This window comes from Cohnella nanjingensis (assembly GCF_014212125.1).
GTDB lineage: Bacteria > Bacillota > Bacilli > Paenibacillales > Paenibacillaceae > Cohnella > Cohnella nanjingensis.
This window is the reverse complement of the sequence record NZ_JACJVP010000033.1, coordinates 1-17551: the sequence shown is the minus strand read 5'-3', so window position 1 is coordinate 17551 and position 17551 is coordinate 1. Positions and strand designations below refer to the sequence as shown.

Annotated in this window: 9 protein-coding genes and 1 pseudogene; all 10 read left to right on the top strand. The window is 62.7% G+C overall.

Features of this window, described 5'->3' with window-relative positions:
* The first annotated feature begins 77 nt into the window (after positions 1 to 77).
* Positions 78 to 1586, top strand: coding sequence for an ABC transporter substrate-binding protein (locus H7C19_RS20805; RefSeq protein WP_185670981.1), 1509 nt, complete (start codon positions 78 to 80; stop codon positions 1584 to 1586).
* Between the two features lie 102 nt (positions 1587 to 1688).
* The gene (locus tag H7C19_RS20800) at positions 1689 to 2627 is read left to right on the top strand and encodes an ABC transporter permease (RefSeq protein WP_185670980.1); all 939 of its coding nucleotides are present in this window, start codon (positions 1689 to 1691) and stop codon (positions 2625 to 2627) included.
* Between the two features lie 34 nt (positions 2628 to 2661).
* Positions 2662 to 3582, top strand: coding sequence for a carbohydrate ABC transporter permease (locus H7C19_RS20795; RefSeq protein ID WP_185670979.1), 921 nt, complete (start codon positions 2662 to 2664; stop codon positions 3580 to 3582).
* Between the two features lie 36 nt (positions 3583 to 3618).
* On the top strand, positions 3619 to 4944 hold the full coding sequence (locus H7C19_RS20790; RefSeq protein ID WP_185670978.1) for a glycoside hydrolase family 125 protein: 1326 nt from the start codon (positions 3619 to 3621) through the stop codon (positions 4942 to 4944).
* Positions 4937 to 8296, top strand: a complete 3360-nt coding sequence (locus H7C19_RS20785; RefSeq protein WP_246469642.1) for a beta-galactosidase — start codon at positions 4937 to 4939, stop codon at positions 8294 to 8296. The genes H7C19_RS20790 and H7C19_RS20785 overlap by 8 nt, the downstream gene beginning before the upstream one ends.
* An 18-nt stretch (positions 8297 to 8314) precedes the next feature.
* Positions 8315 to 11098 carry an alpha-mannosidase gene (locus H7C19_RS20780; protein WP_185670977.1) on the top strand — a complete coding sequence of 928 codons (2784 nt, stop codon included), beginning with the start codon at positions 8315 to 8317 and terminating at the stop codon, positions 11096 to 11098.
* Positions 11099 to 11462: 364 nt separating this feature from the next.
* Positions 11463 to 12233: a sugar phosphate isomerase/epimerase family protein gene (locus tag H7C19_RS20775; protein ID WP_185670976.1), complete on the top strand. Its 771-nt coding sequence runs from the start codon at positions 11463 to 11465 to the stop codon at positions 12231 to 12233.
* Between the two features lie 283 nt (positions 12234 to 12516).
* Positions 12517 to 14031, top strand: a pseudogene (locus H7C19_RS20770) (catalase); the annotation flags it as partial.
* 848 nt (positions 14032 to 14879) lie between these two features.
* Positions 14880 to 15116, top strand: a complete 237-nt coding sequence (gene secG, locus H7C19_RS20765; RefSeq protein ID WP_185670975.1) for a preprotein translocase subunit SecG — start codon at positions 14880 to 14882, stop codon at positions 15114 to 15116.
* A 127-nt stretch (positions 15117 to 15243) separates the two neighbouring features.
* Positions 15244 to 17551 (top strand): ribonuclease R (gene rnr, locus H7C19_RS20760; protein WP_185671015.1); only part of this gene is annotated, 2308 nt, incomplete at its 3' end.

Here is a 17551-nt window from a genome sequence, read left to right as displayed (position 1 = left end):
TGAAACGGTTTTCATCGATTAATGTTGAGATATGAATTGAAGCACACTACTGCAGATAGAAAAAGGGAGGCTCTCACATGAGCAACAACCGCAAAAAAATGACGCTCACCCTCGCGTCCGTATTGGCGGCTTCGCTGGCGCTATCCGCTTGCGGCAGCAGCAACGGCAACGCATCCGGCGGATCCGCCAGCCCGTCGGCATCCGGCGGCGGCAGCCCCGCCAAGGGAGAATCGGTCGAGCTGAACTGGTACACGATCGGCACGCCGCAGAAGGACGTCGACAAGGTCATGCAGGAAGTCAGCAAATATACGAAAGACAAAATCGGCGTCACCGTGAAGATGACAATGATCGACTGGGGCGACTACAACCAGAAGATGCAGGTGCTGACCGCTTCGGGCACGCCGATGGACATCATGTTCACCGCCTCCTGGGCGTTCGACTACGTGCAGAATGCGCGCAAAGGCGCGTTCAAGCCGATCGACGACCTGCTGAAAAAAGAAGGCGCAGGCATCGTCAGCACGCTGGATCCGGCCTTCCTGGAAGGCTCCAAGGTCGACGGCCACAACTACGGCATCCCGGCGTACAAGGAGCTTCCTTCCCAAGAAGTATGGCGCTTCAACAAGCAGATCCTCGACGCCGACAAGCTGGATATCTCGAACATCCGCTCGCTGGAGAGCCTCGAGCCGCTGCTGAAGGCCGTCAAGGAGAAGAATCCGGACGTCATGCCGTTCCAGGTCGACAAGAACTACGGACCGTACGTGCCGTACGACTACCTGATCGAGAAATTCCCGCTCGCCGTCAAGCTGGACGACAACAGCTACAAGGTCGTAAACGTCCTCGAAACGCCGGAGATGAAGCAAGCGCTCCAAACGATGCACAAGTACTACACGGCCGGCTACATTCCGACCGAAGCCGCGACGACCGAATCTTCCTCGGACGCGATGGTGACGGGCAAATGGTTCGTCGACAAAGCGACGACGCAGCCGTTCGCCGACAACCTCTGGTCGACGAGCGCCGGATACCCGATCGTATCCACGCCGCTTAGCGACGCGCTCATCTACAACTGGTCCGTCATGGGCTCGATGCAGGCGATCTCCGCGAACTCCAAGCATCCGGAGAAAGCGATGGAGTTCCTGAACCTGCTGAACACCGATCCGGTGCTGCGCAACATGGTGGATTCCGGCATCGAAGGCACGCACTACAAGAAGATCGACGACACGCACATGGAGAACCTGCCGGAGTCCAAGAACTACGACATGCCGACGTTCTCGCTGGGCAACGTCATGCTGACCTACCTGAACCCGGGCGACCCGGAGAACAAGTGGGACGAGTTCAAGAAGTACAACGCGGCCGGCAAACCGGCGGTCCTGCTCGGCTTCAACTTCGACATGTCGAAGGTGTCCAACGAGATCGCGGCCATCAACAACGCGAAGGAAGCTTACTGGGCGCCGCTGATGACGGGTACGGTCGATCCGGACAAATACTTGCCGAAGGCGATCGACAAGCTGAAAGCGGCCGGTCTCGACAAAGTCATGGCCGAAGCGCAAGCGCAGCTCGACGCATGGAAAGCAGCCAACAACAAGTAATCGGCAATCCGGAAACGGCATAGCGGCAAAGGGCGAATGTTCGGCATTCGCCCGTTTTTTCTTGCTCGCCTACGGTTCACATCTTCGAAGGGGTGATTGATTATGAAAGCCTTAGGACGCTTCGCTAAGGACATCAACCGCAACAAGGCGCTGCTCCTGATGGTGCTTCCCGCCACCCTGTGGTTCATCTTTTTCGCGTATCTCCCGATGATCGGCACGGTCATCTCGTTCAAGGAATACCGGGTCAGCCAAGACGGCTTCCTGGCCAGCATCATCCATAGCAAATGGGTCGGCTTCGACAACTTCAAGTTCCTGTTCAGCACCGAAGACGCCTTCGTCATCACGCGGAACACGCTGCTCTACAACGCCGTGTTCATCGTCGTGGGCCTCGTGCTCGCCGTGGGGCTTGCGATCGTTCTCTCCGAAATCGCCAATAAGCGGCTGGCGAAATGGTACCAGACCGGAATGTTCCTGCCTTACTTCCTGTCCTGGGTCATCGTCGGCTACTTCGTATACAGCTTCCTGAGCTTCGACCGCGGCATGGTGAACAAGATCGCCGCCGCCTTCGGCGCGGATCCGGTCCAATGGTACTCCGATCCCAAGTACTGGCCGCTCATCATCATAGTCGTCTTCCTGTGGAAGTCGATCGGCTACAACAGCGTCGTCTACCTCGCCGCCATCATGGGGATCGACAAGTCGCTCTACGAAGCGGCCATGATCGACGGGGCCAATAAATGGCAGCAGATCCGCAACATCACGCTTCCGATGCTCATGCCGCTCATGACGATCCTGACCTTGCTGGCGATCGGACGGATCTTCTACGCGGACTTCGGCTTGTTCTATCAAGTGCCGCGCGATTCGGGCACGCTCTACTCCGTCACCAACGTCATCGACACCTACGTCTATCGCGGGCTGAAGACGACCGGCGAGATCGGAATGAGCACCGCCGCGGGCTTGTACCAATCGTTCGTGGGCTTCGTGCTGGTCATCACGTCCAACTACGTCGTCCGCAGATTCAACAAGGACAACGCCCTGTTCTAAGCAGGAGACCGCTTCCGAGAAAGGAGATCTACCTATGGCATCCTTGACGCGCATCCGCTCGCGCGACTTTCACCGGCTGTCGCCGGCCTGGAACGTCGCCTTCAACCTGATCGCCGCCATCATCGCGATCGCTTGCGTCTTCCCGTTCCTATTCGTCACGATCATCTCGTTCACGGACGAGAAGACGCTGGCGAAGAACGGCTACTCGCTGTTCCCGAAAAAATGGAGCGTCGACGCCTACAGTTATCTGTTCAAGGCGGGCGACCAACTGCTGCGCTCCTACGGGGTGACGATCTTCGTCACGGCGGTCGGCACCGTGATCAGTCTCGTCTTCATCTCGCTGTTCGCCTACGCGATCTCGCGCAAAGGGTTCAAATACCGCAACTTCTTCTCGTTTTTCGCGTTCTTCACGATGTTGTTCAACGGAGGCCTCGTGCCGACCTATATCGTGACCACGCAACTGCTCGGCTTGCAGAATTCGATCTGGGCGCTCATCCTGCCGATGGCGGTCAACGCGTTCTATATCATGATCATGCGGACGTTCTTCGTCACGATGATCCCCGACGCGATCATCGAGTCCGGCAAGATCGACGGCGCGAGCGAGCTCGGCATCTTCGTCCGGCTCGTGCTGCCGCTGGCGCTGCCGGGCCTGGCGACGATCGCCCTGTTCAGCACGCTCGGCTACTGGAACGACTGGTTCAACGCGCTGCTCTACATCGACAAGCCGAACCTCGTCCCGCTGCAGTCGATGCTCATGCGGATCGAGAACAGCATGCAGTTCATCCTGCAGAACACGAACAATCCGTCCCTCGGCGTTGGCATCCTGCAGTCGATGCCGCAGGATACGTCGCGGATGGCGATGGTCGTGCTCGCGACCGGCCCTATCGTGCTCGCTTATCCGTTCTTCCAACGCTACTTCATTCAAGGGTTGACCGTCGGCGCCGTGAAGGAATAACGGCCGGACGCCCCGCCTACGGAGGTCATACACGACATGGAACAATTCAGATTGCCCAAGATCGCGATGCCGGAGCTGCCGCTGCCGGCGGCGATCCGCGAGGTGCTGGAAGAGGCGGAGCGCAGGCTCGCGCACCGTCCGAAGCTGCTCCGGCTGTTCAAGAACTGCTTCCCGAACACGCTGGAGACGACGACCAAGCTGCTGGACGACGGCACGACGTTCGTCATCACCGGAGACATCCCCGCGATGTGGCTGCGCGACTCGGTCGAGCAGGTTATCCACTACGTCCCGTTCGCGAAGGACGATGCCGACGTACGCCGGATCATCGGCGGGCTGATCAAGCTTCATATGCGCAATATCCGGATCGACCCGTACGCGAACGCGTTCAACGAGCTGGCTAACGACTGGCATTGGAACACCGACGACAAGACGGACATGTCGCCTTGGGTGTGGGAGCGCAAGTTCGAGCTCGACTCGATCTGCTTCTCCATGCGGCTCGCGTTCGCCTACTGGAAGGCGACGGGCTCGGCCGACATCTTCGACGCCGACTTCAAGGCGGCGATGCGCGCGGCCGTCGACCTGTGGAAGACGGAGCAGCGGCACTTCGAGCGTTCGCCGTACCGTTTCGAGCGGGACAACGGCATCATCACCGACTCGCTCATGAACGACGGCATCGGCATGCCGGTCAACTACACGGGCATGGTCTGGTCGGGCTTCCGTTCGAGCGACGACGCCTGCGAGTTCCACTACAACATCCCGGCGAACATGTTCGCCGTCGTGACGCTCCGCCAGATGCGGGAGATCGCGGAGTTCGTGTTCCGCGACCTGTCGTTCGAGAAGGAAATGGCGCGGCTGGAGCTTGAGATCGACTACGGGATCAAGCTGTACGGCATCTACCGGCACCCCGAGTTCGGACCGATCTACGCCTACGAGACGGACGGCTTCGGCAACTACGCGCTGCTCGACGACGCGGGCACGCCGGGACTCGTCTCGATCCCGTACCTCGGCTACGTCGGCGCCGACGATCCGGTCTACCGGAATACGCGGCGCTTCGCGCTGAGCAAGGCGAACCCGTTCTACTACGAAGGCAAGGCCGCGAAGGGAATCGGCAGTCCGCATACGCCGCCGGACTACATCTGGCACATGGCGCTGTCGATGCAGGGACTGACGGCCGCGACCGCCGAGGAGAAGCTGGCGATGATCGCCATGCTCGAAGCGACGGACGCCGACACCGGCTACATGCACGAGGGCTTCCACGCCGACGACCCGGCCGCGTTCACGCGCAAGTGGTTCGCCTGGTCCAACAGCCTATTCTCGCAGCTCGTCTACAAGGCGATGCAGGAGGGATTGCTCGATGCCTAACCTTTATGCAGGTCAACATATCAAATCCAATACGATCTTCTTTTATGACGCCTCCTTCCCGGGGGCTTTGTCTCTTGATGCGCACGGAATGGACTCGCTCCGCGCGCTCGGTACCGTCGCCGATGCCGCAGAGCTCGCCGCGAGGCTGGACGAGGCGTCCGGAGGCGTCTTCGTCTCGCTGCACGCGCCGTACTTCCCGGCCGACGCTTGGGAAGCGGTCCTCGCCTTCCTGAAGCGGGGCGGCGGTCTCGTGAGCGCGGGCGGCGCGCCGTTCCGCGTGCCGGTGCGCCAGGCGGACGGCGGCTGGCAGGCGGAGCCGGAGACGACCGCCTACCACCGCCAGCTGCGCATCCACGAGATGCTGCCGGTGAAGGGCGAACCGATCGCCCGGCTGGCGGCGCTGGACGATATCCCGCTCTTCGCGGGCAGCGAAGGCTTGTTCGACGTCTCGGATACGTGGAATCTCGTGCCGCACGTGACCAAGTCGAGCGACCTGCCGCACCAGATGGGCTCAGCAGGTCCGATGGACGCGCATATCTATGCGCTCCTGAAGGGCGTCTCGGCGGCAGGCCGGGAGGTCGCCGCTCCCGCCGTGCTGTGGGAGAACACGAAGGGCGACTTTGCGGGCGGCCGCTGGCTGTTCGTCAACGTACCGCTCGGGCTTGAGTTTGTGGAGCGCGGCGGGATCGAGGCGCTGGGACGCTGGGCGGCGTTCTGCGCCGCAGGGACGACCGACCTGTGGGTGAAGCCGGGCTATGCGTCGTACGAGCTGCACGAGCGGCCGATGCTGACGCTGCAGGCGCAGCGGCTGGGACGGGGCGGGGCATTTGTCCCTGCGACGGTGGCGGCTGCGGACGCGCGGAGCAGCGCAGCAGGCGCGGCCAGCGATAGCCGGGGTGCGGAATCTGCGGGAGGCAACGTTACTGACGCTAGTACGGCGGCGGCGAAGACCGCCTGGACGTTCGCGATCGCGGTGACGCACGAGGGCTCGGGCGAGCAAGTCCATGCCGAGACGCTCGAGATCGAAGTCGGCGCAGGGCTGGAGATCCGGCGGCTGCCACTGCCGATCGACCTGCGCAGCGGCTTCTACGCCGTGACGTGCGCCGCGACGTCTGCCGCCGGCGAGACGCGCGTGCTGCGCCAAGGGTTCTGGGCTGCGGATGCCGCGCTGTTGTCGGCGGGCAGCCCGATCCGCGCCGGACGGGATTACTTCGAGCAGGACGGCCGGCCGCTGCCGGTCGTCGGCATGACGTACATGACGTCCGACGTGGCGCGCAAGTTCCTGTTCCTCCCGAATGCGGCCGTCTGGGACCGCGACATGGCGCAGATGGCCAAGGCGGGGATCAACTGGATCCGCACCGGCATCTGGACCGCGTACCGCAACGTCATGCAGGTGGACGGCCACGCTTCCGAAGAGGTGCTTCGTTCGATCGACGCGTTCATCCTGACCGCGAAGAAGCACGGCCTGCAGCTGACGTTTACGTTCTTCTCGTTCACGCCGGAGCCGTGGGAAGGGCGCAATCCGTACCTCGACCCGCGCAGCGTCGAAGCGCAGAAGCGGTTCGTGCGGTCGATCGTCGGCCGCCACCGGAACACGACGAACGTCGACTGGGATCTGATCAACGAGCCGTCGATGTTCGATCCGCCGCGCATCTTCGCGGACGGTCCACGGTCGAGCCGCGATCCGTTCGAGCAGGCCGCCTACGTCGAGTGGCTAGAGCGGCGCCACGGCGCGATCGAGACGCTGCGGGCGCGCTGGAGCATGACGCCGGGCGAGCTGCCGGACTTCGCGAGCGCGAAGATCCCGGAGCCCGAGGAGATCAACTTCGACGTGCAGGACATGCACCAGGGCAAGAAGGGGACGCGCTGGCTGGACTACGCGCTGTTCTCGATGGAGATGCACAACCGCTGGGCCAAGCAGCTGTACGACGCGATCAAGGACGAATGCCCGGATCACCTGGTGACGGTCGGGCAGGACGAGGCGCTCGGCGCGCAGCGTCCGTCGCCGTTCTTCTATGAGGAAGCGGTCGACTATACGACGGTGCATTCCTGGTGGCTGAACGACTATCTGCTCTGGGACGGCATCTTCGCGAAGACGGCGAACAAGCCGAACGTCGTGCAGGAGACGGGCATCATGTACGTCGAGACGCCGGCGGGCTTCGCCAAGCGGTCGGAGGAAGAGCTGCGCGCCATGCTGGAGCGCAAGTACGCATATGCGTTCTCCACCGGCGGGGCGGGCGCGATCCAGTGGATCTGGAATACCAACTTCTACATGGACAACGCCAACGAATCGCATATCGGCGCGCTGCGGGCGGACGGCACAGAGAAGCCGGAGGCGGACGTCTCCTACGACTTCGGGGCGTTCATGGCGCAGTCGCGCGATCTGTTCCGCGGGCGGGCGCTCGAGGACGTCGCCGTCGTGTTCCCGTATTCGAACGACTTCTCCAACCGGAAGCTGGCGTTCGACGCGACGACGCGGGCGACGCGCGTGCTCGGCTACGAATTGAACGTGCCGTTCCGCGGCGTGTCCGAGTACAACCTGGACGCGCTGGAAGCGGACCCGGCCAAGCTGATCGTTCTGCCGTCCGCGCACAACGTCGATGACGCCGCGTTCGCCCGGCTGCTCGACATCGTGAGCCGGACGGGGGCGACGCTCCTGCTGACCGGTCCGGCGGGCATCGACGCCTACTGGCGCCATGGGACTCGCCTGGCGGACGTCCTGGGCGCGCGCAAGCTCGTCAACGTCGTCCGCGAGGAGCGGCTCGCGATCGGAGACCGCGTCTATCCGGTGTCGTACGGCCATCGCCGCATCGCCGAGGTGATGAAGGAAGTGCCGGCAGCGGCTGGCAGTACGGTCGTAGGCGTTGAAGGCGCAAATGCTGCGGGAACTGTAAATGCAGGCGCTGCGGAAGGTGCAAATGCGGGCGTCGCGCGTGCGGCAGCCGCAGGCGCGGATCACGTCGTCGAGGCGGCGCACGGCCAAGGGCGAATCCTCTGGAGCCCGCTGCCGGTCGAGCTGAACGAGCGGACCGATACGGTCGCGGCGCTGTACGCCTACGCGCTCGAGGCGTCGGGATACGTACCGGATCTGCATTGGATTCAGGGCGGCGACCTGCAGGGCGTTTACGGCCGCAAGCTTTCGATGTCCGAGGGCGCGTTGTACGTCTTCGTCTCCGAGTATGCCTATGACGCGGACATTGAAGTTCAAGACGTCAAGACGGGCTTGACCTATAGCTTCGCCTTGGAGCGGGAGCGGTCGGTGCTCTTCGCGACGGATCGGGAAGGCCGGGTCACGAACGTGTATCGTCCGGATGAAGTGAAAGTGCGCGCCGCGGGCGCAGCCAAGGCTTAAGGAGAGGGGAGACGAACGATGGACAATAGGAACGAGAAGCCGGGCGCGGCCGCAAAGCCGGACCGCCGCACCGCGCATATCATCTCGCACACGCACTGGGACCGGGAATGGTACCTGCCGTACGAGAAGCACCACGTGCTACTGATCAAGCTGATGGACACCTTGATGGACACGCTGGAGCGCGATCCGGAGTACCGCAGCTTCCATCTCGACGGCCAAACGATCATTCTGGAAGACTACCTGCAGGTGCGGCCTGATCAAAGGGAGCGCCTGGAGCGGTGGGTTCGCGAAGGCCGGATCCAGATCGGACCGTGGTACATCCTGCAGGACGCGTTCCTGACGAGCGGCGAGGCCAACCTGCGCAACCTGCAGATCGGCCACCAGGACGCCGCCCGCTACGGGACGATCGCGCGCGTCGGCTATTTCCCCGACACGTTCGGCAACATCGGGCAGGCCCCGCAGATTCTGCGCCAGGCCGGGATCGACAACGCCGTGTTCGGCCGCGGCGTGAAGCCGACCGGCTTCAACAATACGGTTGCCGATTCCGCTTACGAGTCCTCGTTCTCGGAGCTGATCTGGGAAGGACCGGACGGCTCGCGCGTGCTCGGCATCCTGTTCGCGAACTGGTACTGCAACGGCATGGAGGTGCCGGTGGACGAGGCGGAGGCCAAAGCCTACTGGGACCGGAAGCTCGACGAAGCCGGCAAATACGCGTCGACGGGACAGCTGCTGTTCATGAACGGCTGCGATCATCAGCCGATCCAGACGGACCTGTCCGAGGCGATCCGCGTGGCGCGGCAGCTGTATCCGGACACGGACTTCGTGCACTCCAGCTTCGAGGAGTACCTGACGCAGCTGAACGGTGCGCTATCAAACGAGCTGTCGGTCGTAAAAGGCGAGCTGCGCAGCCAACGCACGGACGGCTGGTCGACGCTCGTGAACACCGCTTCCGCGCGGGTGTATCTGAAGCAGATGAACCAGCGCGGCCAGTCGCTGCTGTCCGGCGTGGCGGAGCCGCTCGCGGCGTTCGCGCACGCGATCGGCGGCGAGTACCCGCACCACCTGTTCACCTACGCCTGGAAGACGCTCATGCAGAACCATCCGCATGACAGCATCTGCGGCTGCAGCGTCGACGAGGTGCACCGCGAGATGGTCGCCCGGTTCGACAAGAGCCGGCACGTCGCCGAGACGATCGTGGACGATGCCAAGCAATTCGTGGCGGATGCGGTCGACACGACGGTCTTCGCCGCTTATGGCGAGGACGCGCTGCCGCTGATCGCCTACAACACGACGGGCTGGTCCCGCAGCGGCGTCACCGAGGTCGATCTGGACGTCGCGCGCGTGTACTTCCGCGACGGCCTGCCGGCCGCCGAGATGACCGGCCGGATGAAGGCGATCGATGTGACCGGCCGGACGCTGATCGACGGCGAAGGAACGGCCGTGCCTTATACGATGGAGGATCTGGGCTTGCAGTTCGGCTATGACCTGCCGGACGACAAGTTCCGTCAGCCGTACTGGTCGCGCCGCGTGAAGCTGACGTTCGAAGCGACGGACGTGCCTGCGCTTGGCCTGAAGGCTTACGGCTGGGTGAAGGCGGCCGCTAAGCAGGAAGGCGCTGAACCGGCTTCCCTGGTCGAAGGCGGCCGCGTACTCGACAACGGCGCGCTGCGCGTCGAGATCGCGGACGACGGCTCGCTCGCGGTCACCGACCGCGCCAGCGGCCGCACCTACCGCGACCTGCTCGTGTACGAGGACACCGGCGATATCGGCAACGAGTATATGTACAAGCAGCCGAACGGCGAAGAGGCGCTCACGACTCGTGGCCTCGCGGCAGGGATCCGCGTCGTCGAGGATACGCCGTACCGCGCCGCGATCGAGATCGTGCATCGCTGGGCCGTGCCGGCTTCGGCGGACGCCGCGTTCGAGATCGAGAAGCAAGAAGCCGTCTACTTCCCGGAGCGCCAGGCGCAGCGCGTCGCCGAGACGGTGCCGCTCGTCATCACGACGATCGTCAGCCTCGAGCGCAGCGGCAAGGGCGTCGGCATCCGCGCCTCCTTCGACAACCAAGCCAAGGATCATCGCGTGCGCGCGCTGTTCCCGACGGATCTGACGACGGCCGTCCATCGCGCCGACGCCATCTTCGAGGTGGCGGTCCGCGACAACGAACCGGCCGCCGAATGGGAGAACCCGAGCAACGCGCAGCATCAGCAGGCGTTCGCCGACGTCAGCGACGGGACGCAAGGCCTCACGATCGCGAACTTCGGGCTGAACGAGTACGAGGTGCTGCGCGACGGGCGCAACACGATCGCCGTCACGCTGCTCCGCGCAGTAGCCGAGCTTGGCGACTGGGGCGTATTCCCGACGCCGGAAGCGCAATGCATCGGTCCGCACACCGTAGAGATGAAGATCATCCCGCATGCGGGCGACGGCGCAGTCAGCGGAGCGTATGCGGAAGCTTATCAATTCCAGGTGCCGTGGACGGCCGCGCAGACCGGCGTACATGCCGGGGCGCTGCAGCCGGATCACGGGCTGCTCGCTTGGCAAGGCGAGGGCGTCGCGTTCTCCTCGGCCAAGATTGCCGAAGAGAGCGGCGACCTGCTGCTGCGATGGTACAATCTGCGGCCGGAAGCGGCGGAGCTGCGCGTCCAAGCGGCAGGCGCTGCCTACGAGAGCGACGTGCTCGAGCGTACGGGCGCGGCGCTGCCGGCCGCGGCGGACGGCGCCGGATTCGCGAGAACGCTGGGCGCCTGCGAGATCTTGACCGTCGGGGTCCGTGCGTCCGCGTCGCGGAAGAACGGCTAAGGCCGCGGGCGAGCAGGGCAGCGGCATCGTGCCGCGGTTCAGCCGTTAACACGCGTGTCTGGATCTTAGATGAAGAGCTCGGCCCGAGGGCCGGGCTCTTTTTTTTGCGTTGTGCAACGAATCGGTCTCATCCGGGAAGAGCGGCGACGTCGGTATTTCCGGGCCAAGCATCCTGGATGGAGGAAGTACTCGAAAGCGCGCCTGCCGGTGACGGGGGAGATTCCGGTATCGGGGGCATGACGTCCAAATCCCATAATAACTGAGCCAAAACCGTACTCGTAACCGGACGCGCGCCGGGCCTATAATGGGGAAGAGACGTGCATGCGCTTGCAGCGCGTGCAAATTCGACCTTGGAGGTTATTCCATGAGCAAGCCGCAAGTGGCGATTCAGCTGTACTCCGTACGTGACCGCAGCGAGAAGGATTTCCTCGGAACGATTCGCGAGATTGCCGAGATTGGATACAAGAACGTAGAGCTGGCCGGCTACTATGGCGTAGCTGCCCGCGACCTGAAGCAAGCGCTGAAGGACGCCGGACTGAACGCGAATTCCGCGCACGTCGGCCTGACCGTCAACGAGCCGGACAAGCTCGTTGACAACCTGAAGCAGCAAGTCGAGTACGCCCTGGAGCTGGGCATCCAGCGCTTCGTCGTGCCGTGGTATCCGCTGGCGGACAACCCGGGCGAAGACGACATCGCGAAGTTCGCGGCTACGCTGGAGCAGGCTTCCGATATCGTGACGGCCGCAGGCCTCGCGTTCGGCTACCACAACCACGCGTTCGAATTCAAACCGGCGTACGACGGCAAGCTCGTCATCGACCATCTGTTCGAGCGCCTGCCGGCGAACAAGCTGTTCGCCGAGTTCGACCTCGGCTGGGTGAAGGTAGCGGGCCAAGATCCGGCCGCCTACATCGCGAAGTACGCAGGCCGTCTGCCGCTCGTGCACGCGAAGGACTTCAAGGAAGACGGCAACGACACGGAGATCGGCAAGGGCTCCGTCGATTGGGATTCCGCGCTGGCGGCTGCCGAGAAGGCAGGCGTCGAGTACGTCATCATCGAGCAAGAGCGGTACGACGTGAACTCGCTCGAGAGCGCGAAGCTGAACTACGCTTGGTTCAAGGAGCGCGGCTGGATTTAAGCGGGCAAAAGCGCGTATTAAACCTAAAGAGCCGATGGGGGATGATCCCATCGGCTCTTCTCATTTTAAGCAAAAATGTTACGGGCATAGGAGACGATCTTGCCGATCAAAGCGCCAATAATCGGAATCCCCGCGGGAACGGGGATCTCGAAGCGACCGGCACGAACGAAGCGGCTCGCTTCGCGTCCGCGGCTTTCCTGCCGATGAACGGCTTGTGTATCGCATACTCCCCTTCGGCTTGGAAACAATACCCTCGATTCCATATCGAAGGTAGGGATGCCAGATGGCGCCGAACGAGCGCGAACCGCAGCAGGACCAAGAGATGACCTTGACGAACCGGCAGGGACACCCGATCGCCGACAACCAGAACGTGCGGACGGTGGGCAGCCGGGGGCCGACGACGCTGGAGAACTATCATTTCCTCGAGAAAATCACGCACTTCGACCGGGAACGCATCCCCGAACGCGTCGTGCACGCGCGCGGCGCCGGGGCGCACGGTTACTTCGAGGCATATGGGAAGGTCGGCGACGAGCCGGTCTCCAAATATACCCGCGCCAAGCTGTTCCAGGAGCAGGGCAAGCGTACGCCGGTCTTCGTTCGCTTCTCCACCGTCGTGCACGGCGGCCACTCCCCCGAGACGCTGCGCGATCCGCGCGGCTTCGCCGTGAAGTTCTACACCGAGGACGGCAACTGGGACCTCGTGGGCAACAACCTGAAAATCTTTTTCATCCGCGATCCGCTCAAGTTCCCGGACATGGTGCACTCGTTCAAGCCGGATCCTGTAACCAATCTGAACGATCCGGAGCGGATGTTCGACTTCCTGTCCCTCAGCCCCGAGGCGACGCATATGGTGACGTTCCTGTTCTCCCCATGGGGGATTCCGGCGAACTACCGCCAGATGCAGGGCTCGGGCGTGAATACATACAAGTGGGTCAACCAAGCGGGCGAAGGCGTGCTGGTGAAGTACCATTGGGAGCCGGTGAAGCTGCCGATCCGCAACCTGCGCCAGTCCGAAGCGGACGAGATTCAGAAGCTGAACTACAGCCATGCGACTCAGGATCTGTACGAGGCGATCGAGCAGGGCGAGCATCCGGAGTGGGAGCTTAGCGTGCAGCTCATAAGCGACGGCGCGCACGACGAGTTGGACTTCGACCCGCTCGATCCGACGAAGCTGTGGCCGCAGGCGCAGTTCCCGTTCTTCCCGGTCGGGCGGATGGTGCTCAACCGCAATCCCGTCAACTACTTCGCCGAAGTGGAGCAGGCGGCGTTCGGAACCGGGGTGCTCGTGGACGGCCTCGACTTCTCGGACGACAAGCTGCTGCAGGGCCGCACCTTCTCGTATTCGGACACGCAGCGCCATCGCGTCGGGACGAACTACCTGCAGCTGCAGGTGAACGCGCCGAAGACGCACGTGGCGACCAATCAACGCGACGGCCAGATGGAGTATCGGGTCGACGCCGCGCCGGGGCAGAGTCCGCACGTGAACTACGAGCCGTCCTCGCTCGGCGGGCTGGTAGAGGCCAAGGCGGAGGGTGCGGAGCATGAGCCGCATTACGACGCGAAGCTGGTCCGGCAGAAGATCGAGCGGGCGAACGACTTCGGCCAGGCGGGCGACACGTATCGCGCGTTCGAGGATTGGGAGCGGGACGAGCTGATCGAGAATCTCGTCGGGGCGCTCAAGATCTGCAAGCCGGACATCCGCGAGCGGATGATCGGCTACTTCACGGAGGCTGATGCCGATTACGGGCGCCGGGTACGCGAAGGGCTGGCGAAGGCGGACGCGGAAGCGGGAAGCGGCGGGGGCAAGAGCGGCGGCGGCGGAAACGGTATGGGCGCCAACGGCGGCAGTGACAGCAGAAACGGTAAGGGCAACAGTGACGGGCGCGGTCAGGGCACCAACGGTGGCAGTGACGGAAACGGCAAAGGCAGCAACGGCGGCGACCACGTCAGTTCCGCCAAGGCGGACTGGGCCGTGGACGAGGCCAAGCGGATGGGCGGCAAGACGGACGGGTATTGAGCGATAGGCGCAAGTGACGAGCACTAACCGGAGAGCGTATAAGATCGCGCGAGTGCCGGTGACAGGAGAGACGAAACGATTCGCAGGACGGGAGATCGTGCGGATGTTCGGTGGACATGAAAGGCGGGCCTGTTACGGAAGAGCGGGGATCGTGTGAAGGGCGAGAGAAGCGTAGCGGGGAATGCCGGATTTGGGGCCGTGCCGATAATAAGTTGCAAAAGTACATCTTATTGACTGCGAAATGGGGTAAATGGCCGATTTTGTTGTAAACGTACAACTTATTTCGACGATTTGGCGATTTTTCGTCCGATCCGACTAAATAAGATGTACGAATGCAACTTTTTACGCGTTGGACGGCTTTGGAGGGGAAATAAGATGTACAAATGCAACTAATGGGTCAAGGGGTCCGGTTGGCCGCCAAACGGGGAATGAGGGAATGAGGTTGGCTTGCCTTATGCGCGAGATGCGGAGACTTCGTCTCGTGACTGCCGCTCCTTGCCGCGATAAACCGCCGATCGTCCTTGTACGGAGACGGTTGTCACTTTCGTGCCCGTGTGATACAATGAGAATACTGTTTTTGTATTGATCGGACTGCGTCAGTTGTTCCGGCATCTCAGGAGGTGGAAGCAGTGGAAATTGCTTTGAAAATCGTATTGGTCATTTTCTCGCTGGGCTTGATCGGCGTCGTCCTGTTGCAACGCGGGAAGAGCGCGGGTCTGTCGGGCGCCATCTCCGGTGGTGCAGAGCATCTGTTCGGCAAGCAGAAAGCGCGCGGCCTGGACCTGGTGCTGCAACGCGCGACGATCGTGCTGGCGGTTGGATTTTTCGTCCTGTCGCTGATCGTAGCCTACGTCGTGAAGGCGTAATTAGCGGATCAACTAAGCGGGAAGCGAAGGCTTCCCGCTTTTTTTGTGCATACGCGCGGGCGGATAGCCCGATTGGGGTACGGCTAAAGCGTGTATACTAAGGGAAGACGAGGTGATGCTGGTGCCATTGTGTACGGAGCAGGAGCTGCTAGGCTTTATGCAAGAAGATGCATACAAGCCGATGACGTACCAAGAGTTGGAGAAAAATTTCGGCATAGAAGACGCGGCTGACTTCAAGGCCTTCCTGAAAATGCTGACGGATCTGGAGCAGGACGGCAAAGTCATGCGTACCCGTTCGGACCGCTATGGCGTACCGGAACGGATGAACCTGCTTCGCGGGCGGTTGCAAGCCCATGCGAAGGGATTCGCCTTCTTGTTACCGGACGAGCAGGACCATCCGGACGTATATATTCATGCGAACGACCTGAAGGGCGCGATGAACGGGGACACCGTCCTCGCGCGCGTGACCTCCAAGAGCGAGAACGGCGCCCGCATGGAGGGCGAAGTCGTGCGCATCGTGCGGCGCGCGGTGACGCAGGTCGTCGGCGTGTTCGAGAACCATGAGAGCTACGGCTTCGTGATTCCGGACGACAAGCGGATCAACAAGGATATCTTCATCCGCCCCAACGGGTTCAACGGGGCGGTCAGCGGCCAGAAGGTCGTCGTGAACATCATCCACTATCCGGAAGGCCGCTCGGCCGCCGAAGGCGAGATCGTCGAAGTGCTCGGGCACAAGGACGACCCGGGCGTCGATATTCTGAGCATCATCCGCAAGCACGGGCTGCCGGAGAGCTTCCCGGAGGAAGTCATGGACGAGGCCGACGCCGCGCCTGACGCGATCGCCGAGGAGGAGATCGTACGCCAGGGCCGCCGCGACTTGCGGGACAAGGTTATCGTCACGATCGACGGCGAGGACGCCAAGGACCTCGACGACGCGGTCAACGTCGAACGGCTGCCGAACGGCAATTACCTGCTCGGCGTGCATATCGCCGACGTGGGCTATTACGTGCGCGAGAATTCGCGGCTCGACCTTGAAGCGTACAATCGGGGCTGCAGCGTCTACCTGGTGGATCGGGTCATCCCGATGCTGCCGCACCGGCTGTCGAATGGCATCTGCTCGCTCAATCCGAAGGTGGACCGTCTCACGCTGTCGTGCGAGATGGAGTTCGAGCCGAAGACGATGCGGCGCGTGCGCCACGACGTCTTCACGAGCGTCATCAAGACGACGGAACGGATGACGTATACGAACGTGCGCAAGATCCTCGTGGACGAGGATAATGAGCTGCTGGAGCGCTATGCACCGCTCGTGGACACGTTCAAGGCGATGCAGGAGCTCGCGATGGCGCTGCGGGATCAGCGGATGCGCCGCGGCGCGATCGACTTCGACTTCCAGGAGTCCAAGGTCATCGTGGACGAGGAAGGCAAGCCGGTCGACATCGTGAAGCGCGAGCGTTCGGTCGCCGAGCAGATCATCGAGGAATTCATGCTGGCGGCGAACGAGACGGTGGCCGAGCATTTCCACTGGCTCAAGGTGCCGTTCGTCTACCGGATCCACGAGGAACCGGACGGCGAGAAGCTGACGCACTTCATGCAGTTCGCGGCGAACTTCGGCTACGCCGTGCGCGGCAAGGGCAACTCCGTCCATCCGCGCGCGCTGCAGACGCTGCTCGAAGAGATCAAGGATACAAAGGAAGAGACCGTCATCAGCACGATGATGCTGCGGTCGATGAAGCAGGCGAAGTACGACGCGCAGAGCCTCGGCCACTTTGGGCTCGCCGCCGAGTTCTACACGCACTTCACGTCGCCGATCCGGCGCTATCCGGACTTGGTGATTCACCGCGTAATGCGGGAAGTGCTGGAGAACGGCGGAACGCTGCCCGAGGACCGTTTCGAGAAGTTGGCCGTCCGGATGCCGGACATCGCCCAGCAGTCGTCGGAGCGCGAGCGCGTCGCGGTCGATGCGGAACGCGATACGGCCAAGCTGAAGAAGGCCGAATTCATGCTGGATAAGATCGGCGAGGAATTCGACGGAATCATCAGCGGCGTGACCGGGTTCGGCATGTTCGTCGAACTGGACAACACGGTTGAAGGCTTGATCCGGCTGAGCGATCTGTCGGACGATTATTATCATTTTCACGAGCTGCACATGGCGCTCATCGGAGAGCGTACGTCGAAGGTCTATCGGATCGGCGACGAAGTGCGTATTCGGGTAGGTCGGGTGAACATGGACGATTACAATATCGACTTCGAAATGGTCGACATGAAGCCGCGCGGCGCAGGCCGCGTGAACTTCATCGGCGCCAAGGGCTGCGCGAACGCGCCAGGCTTCGCGCGCGGCAAGGGCAAGAAGCGCCGCGGCGGCCAGGACGCGCCAGCCGCCGCATTCGGCGGCCGTCGCGACGGCGCCGAGCAAGCGGGCCGCGGCGGGCGTGACG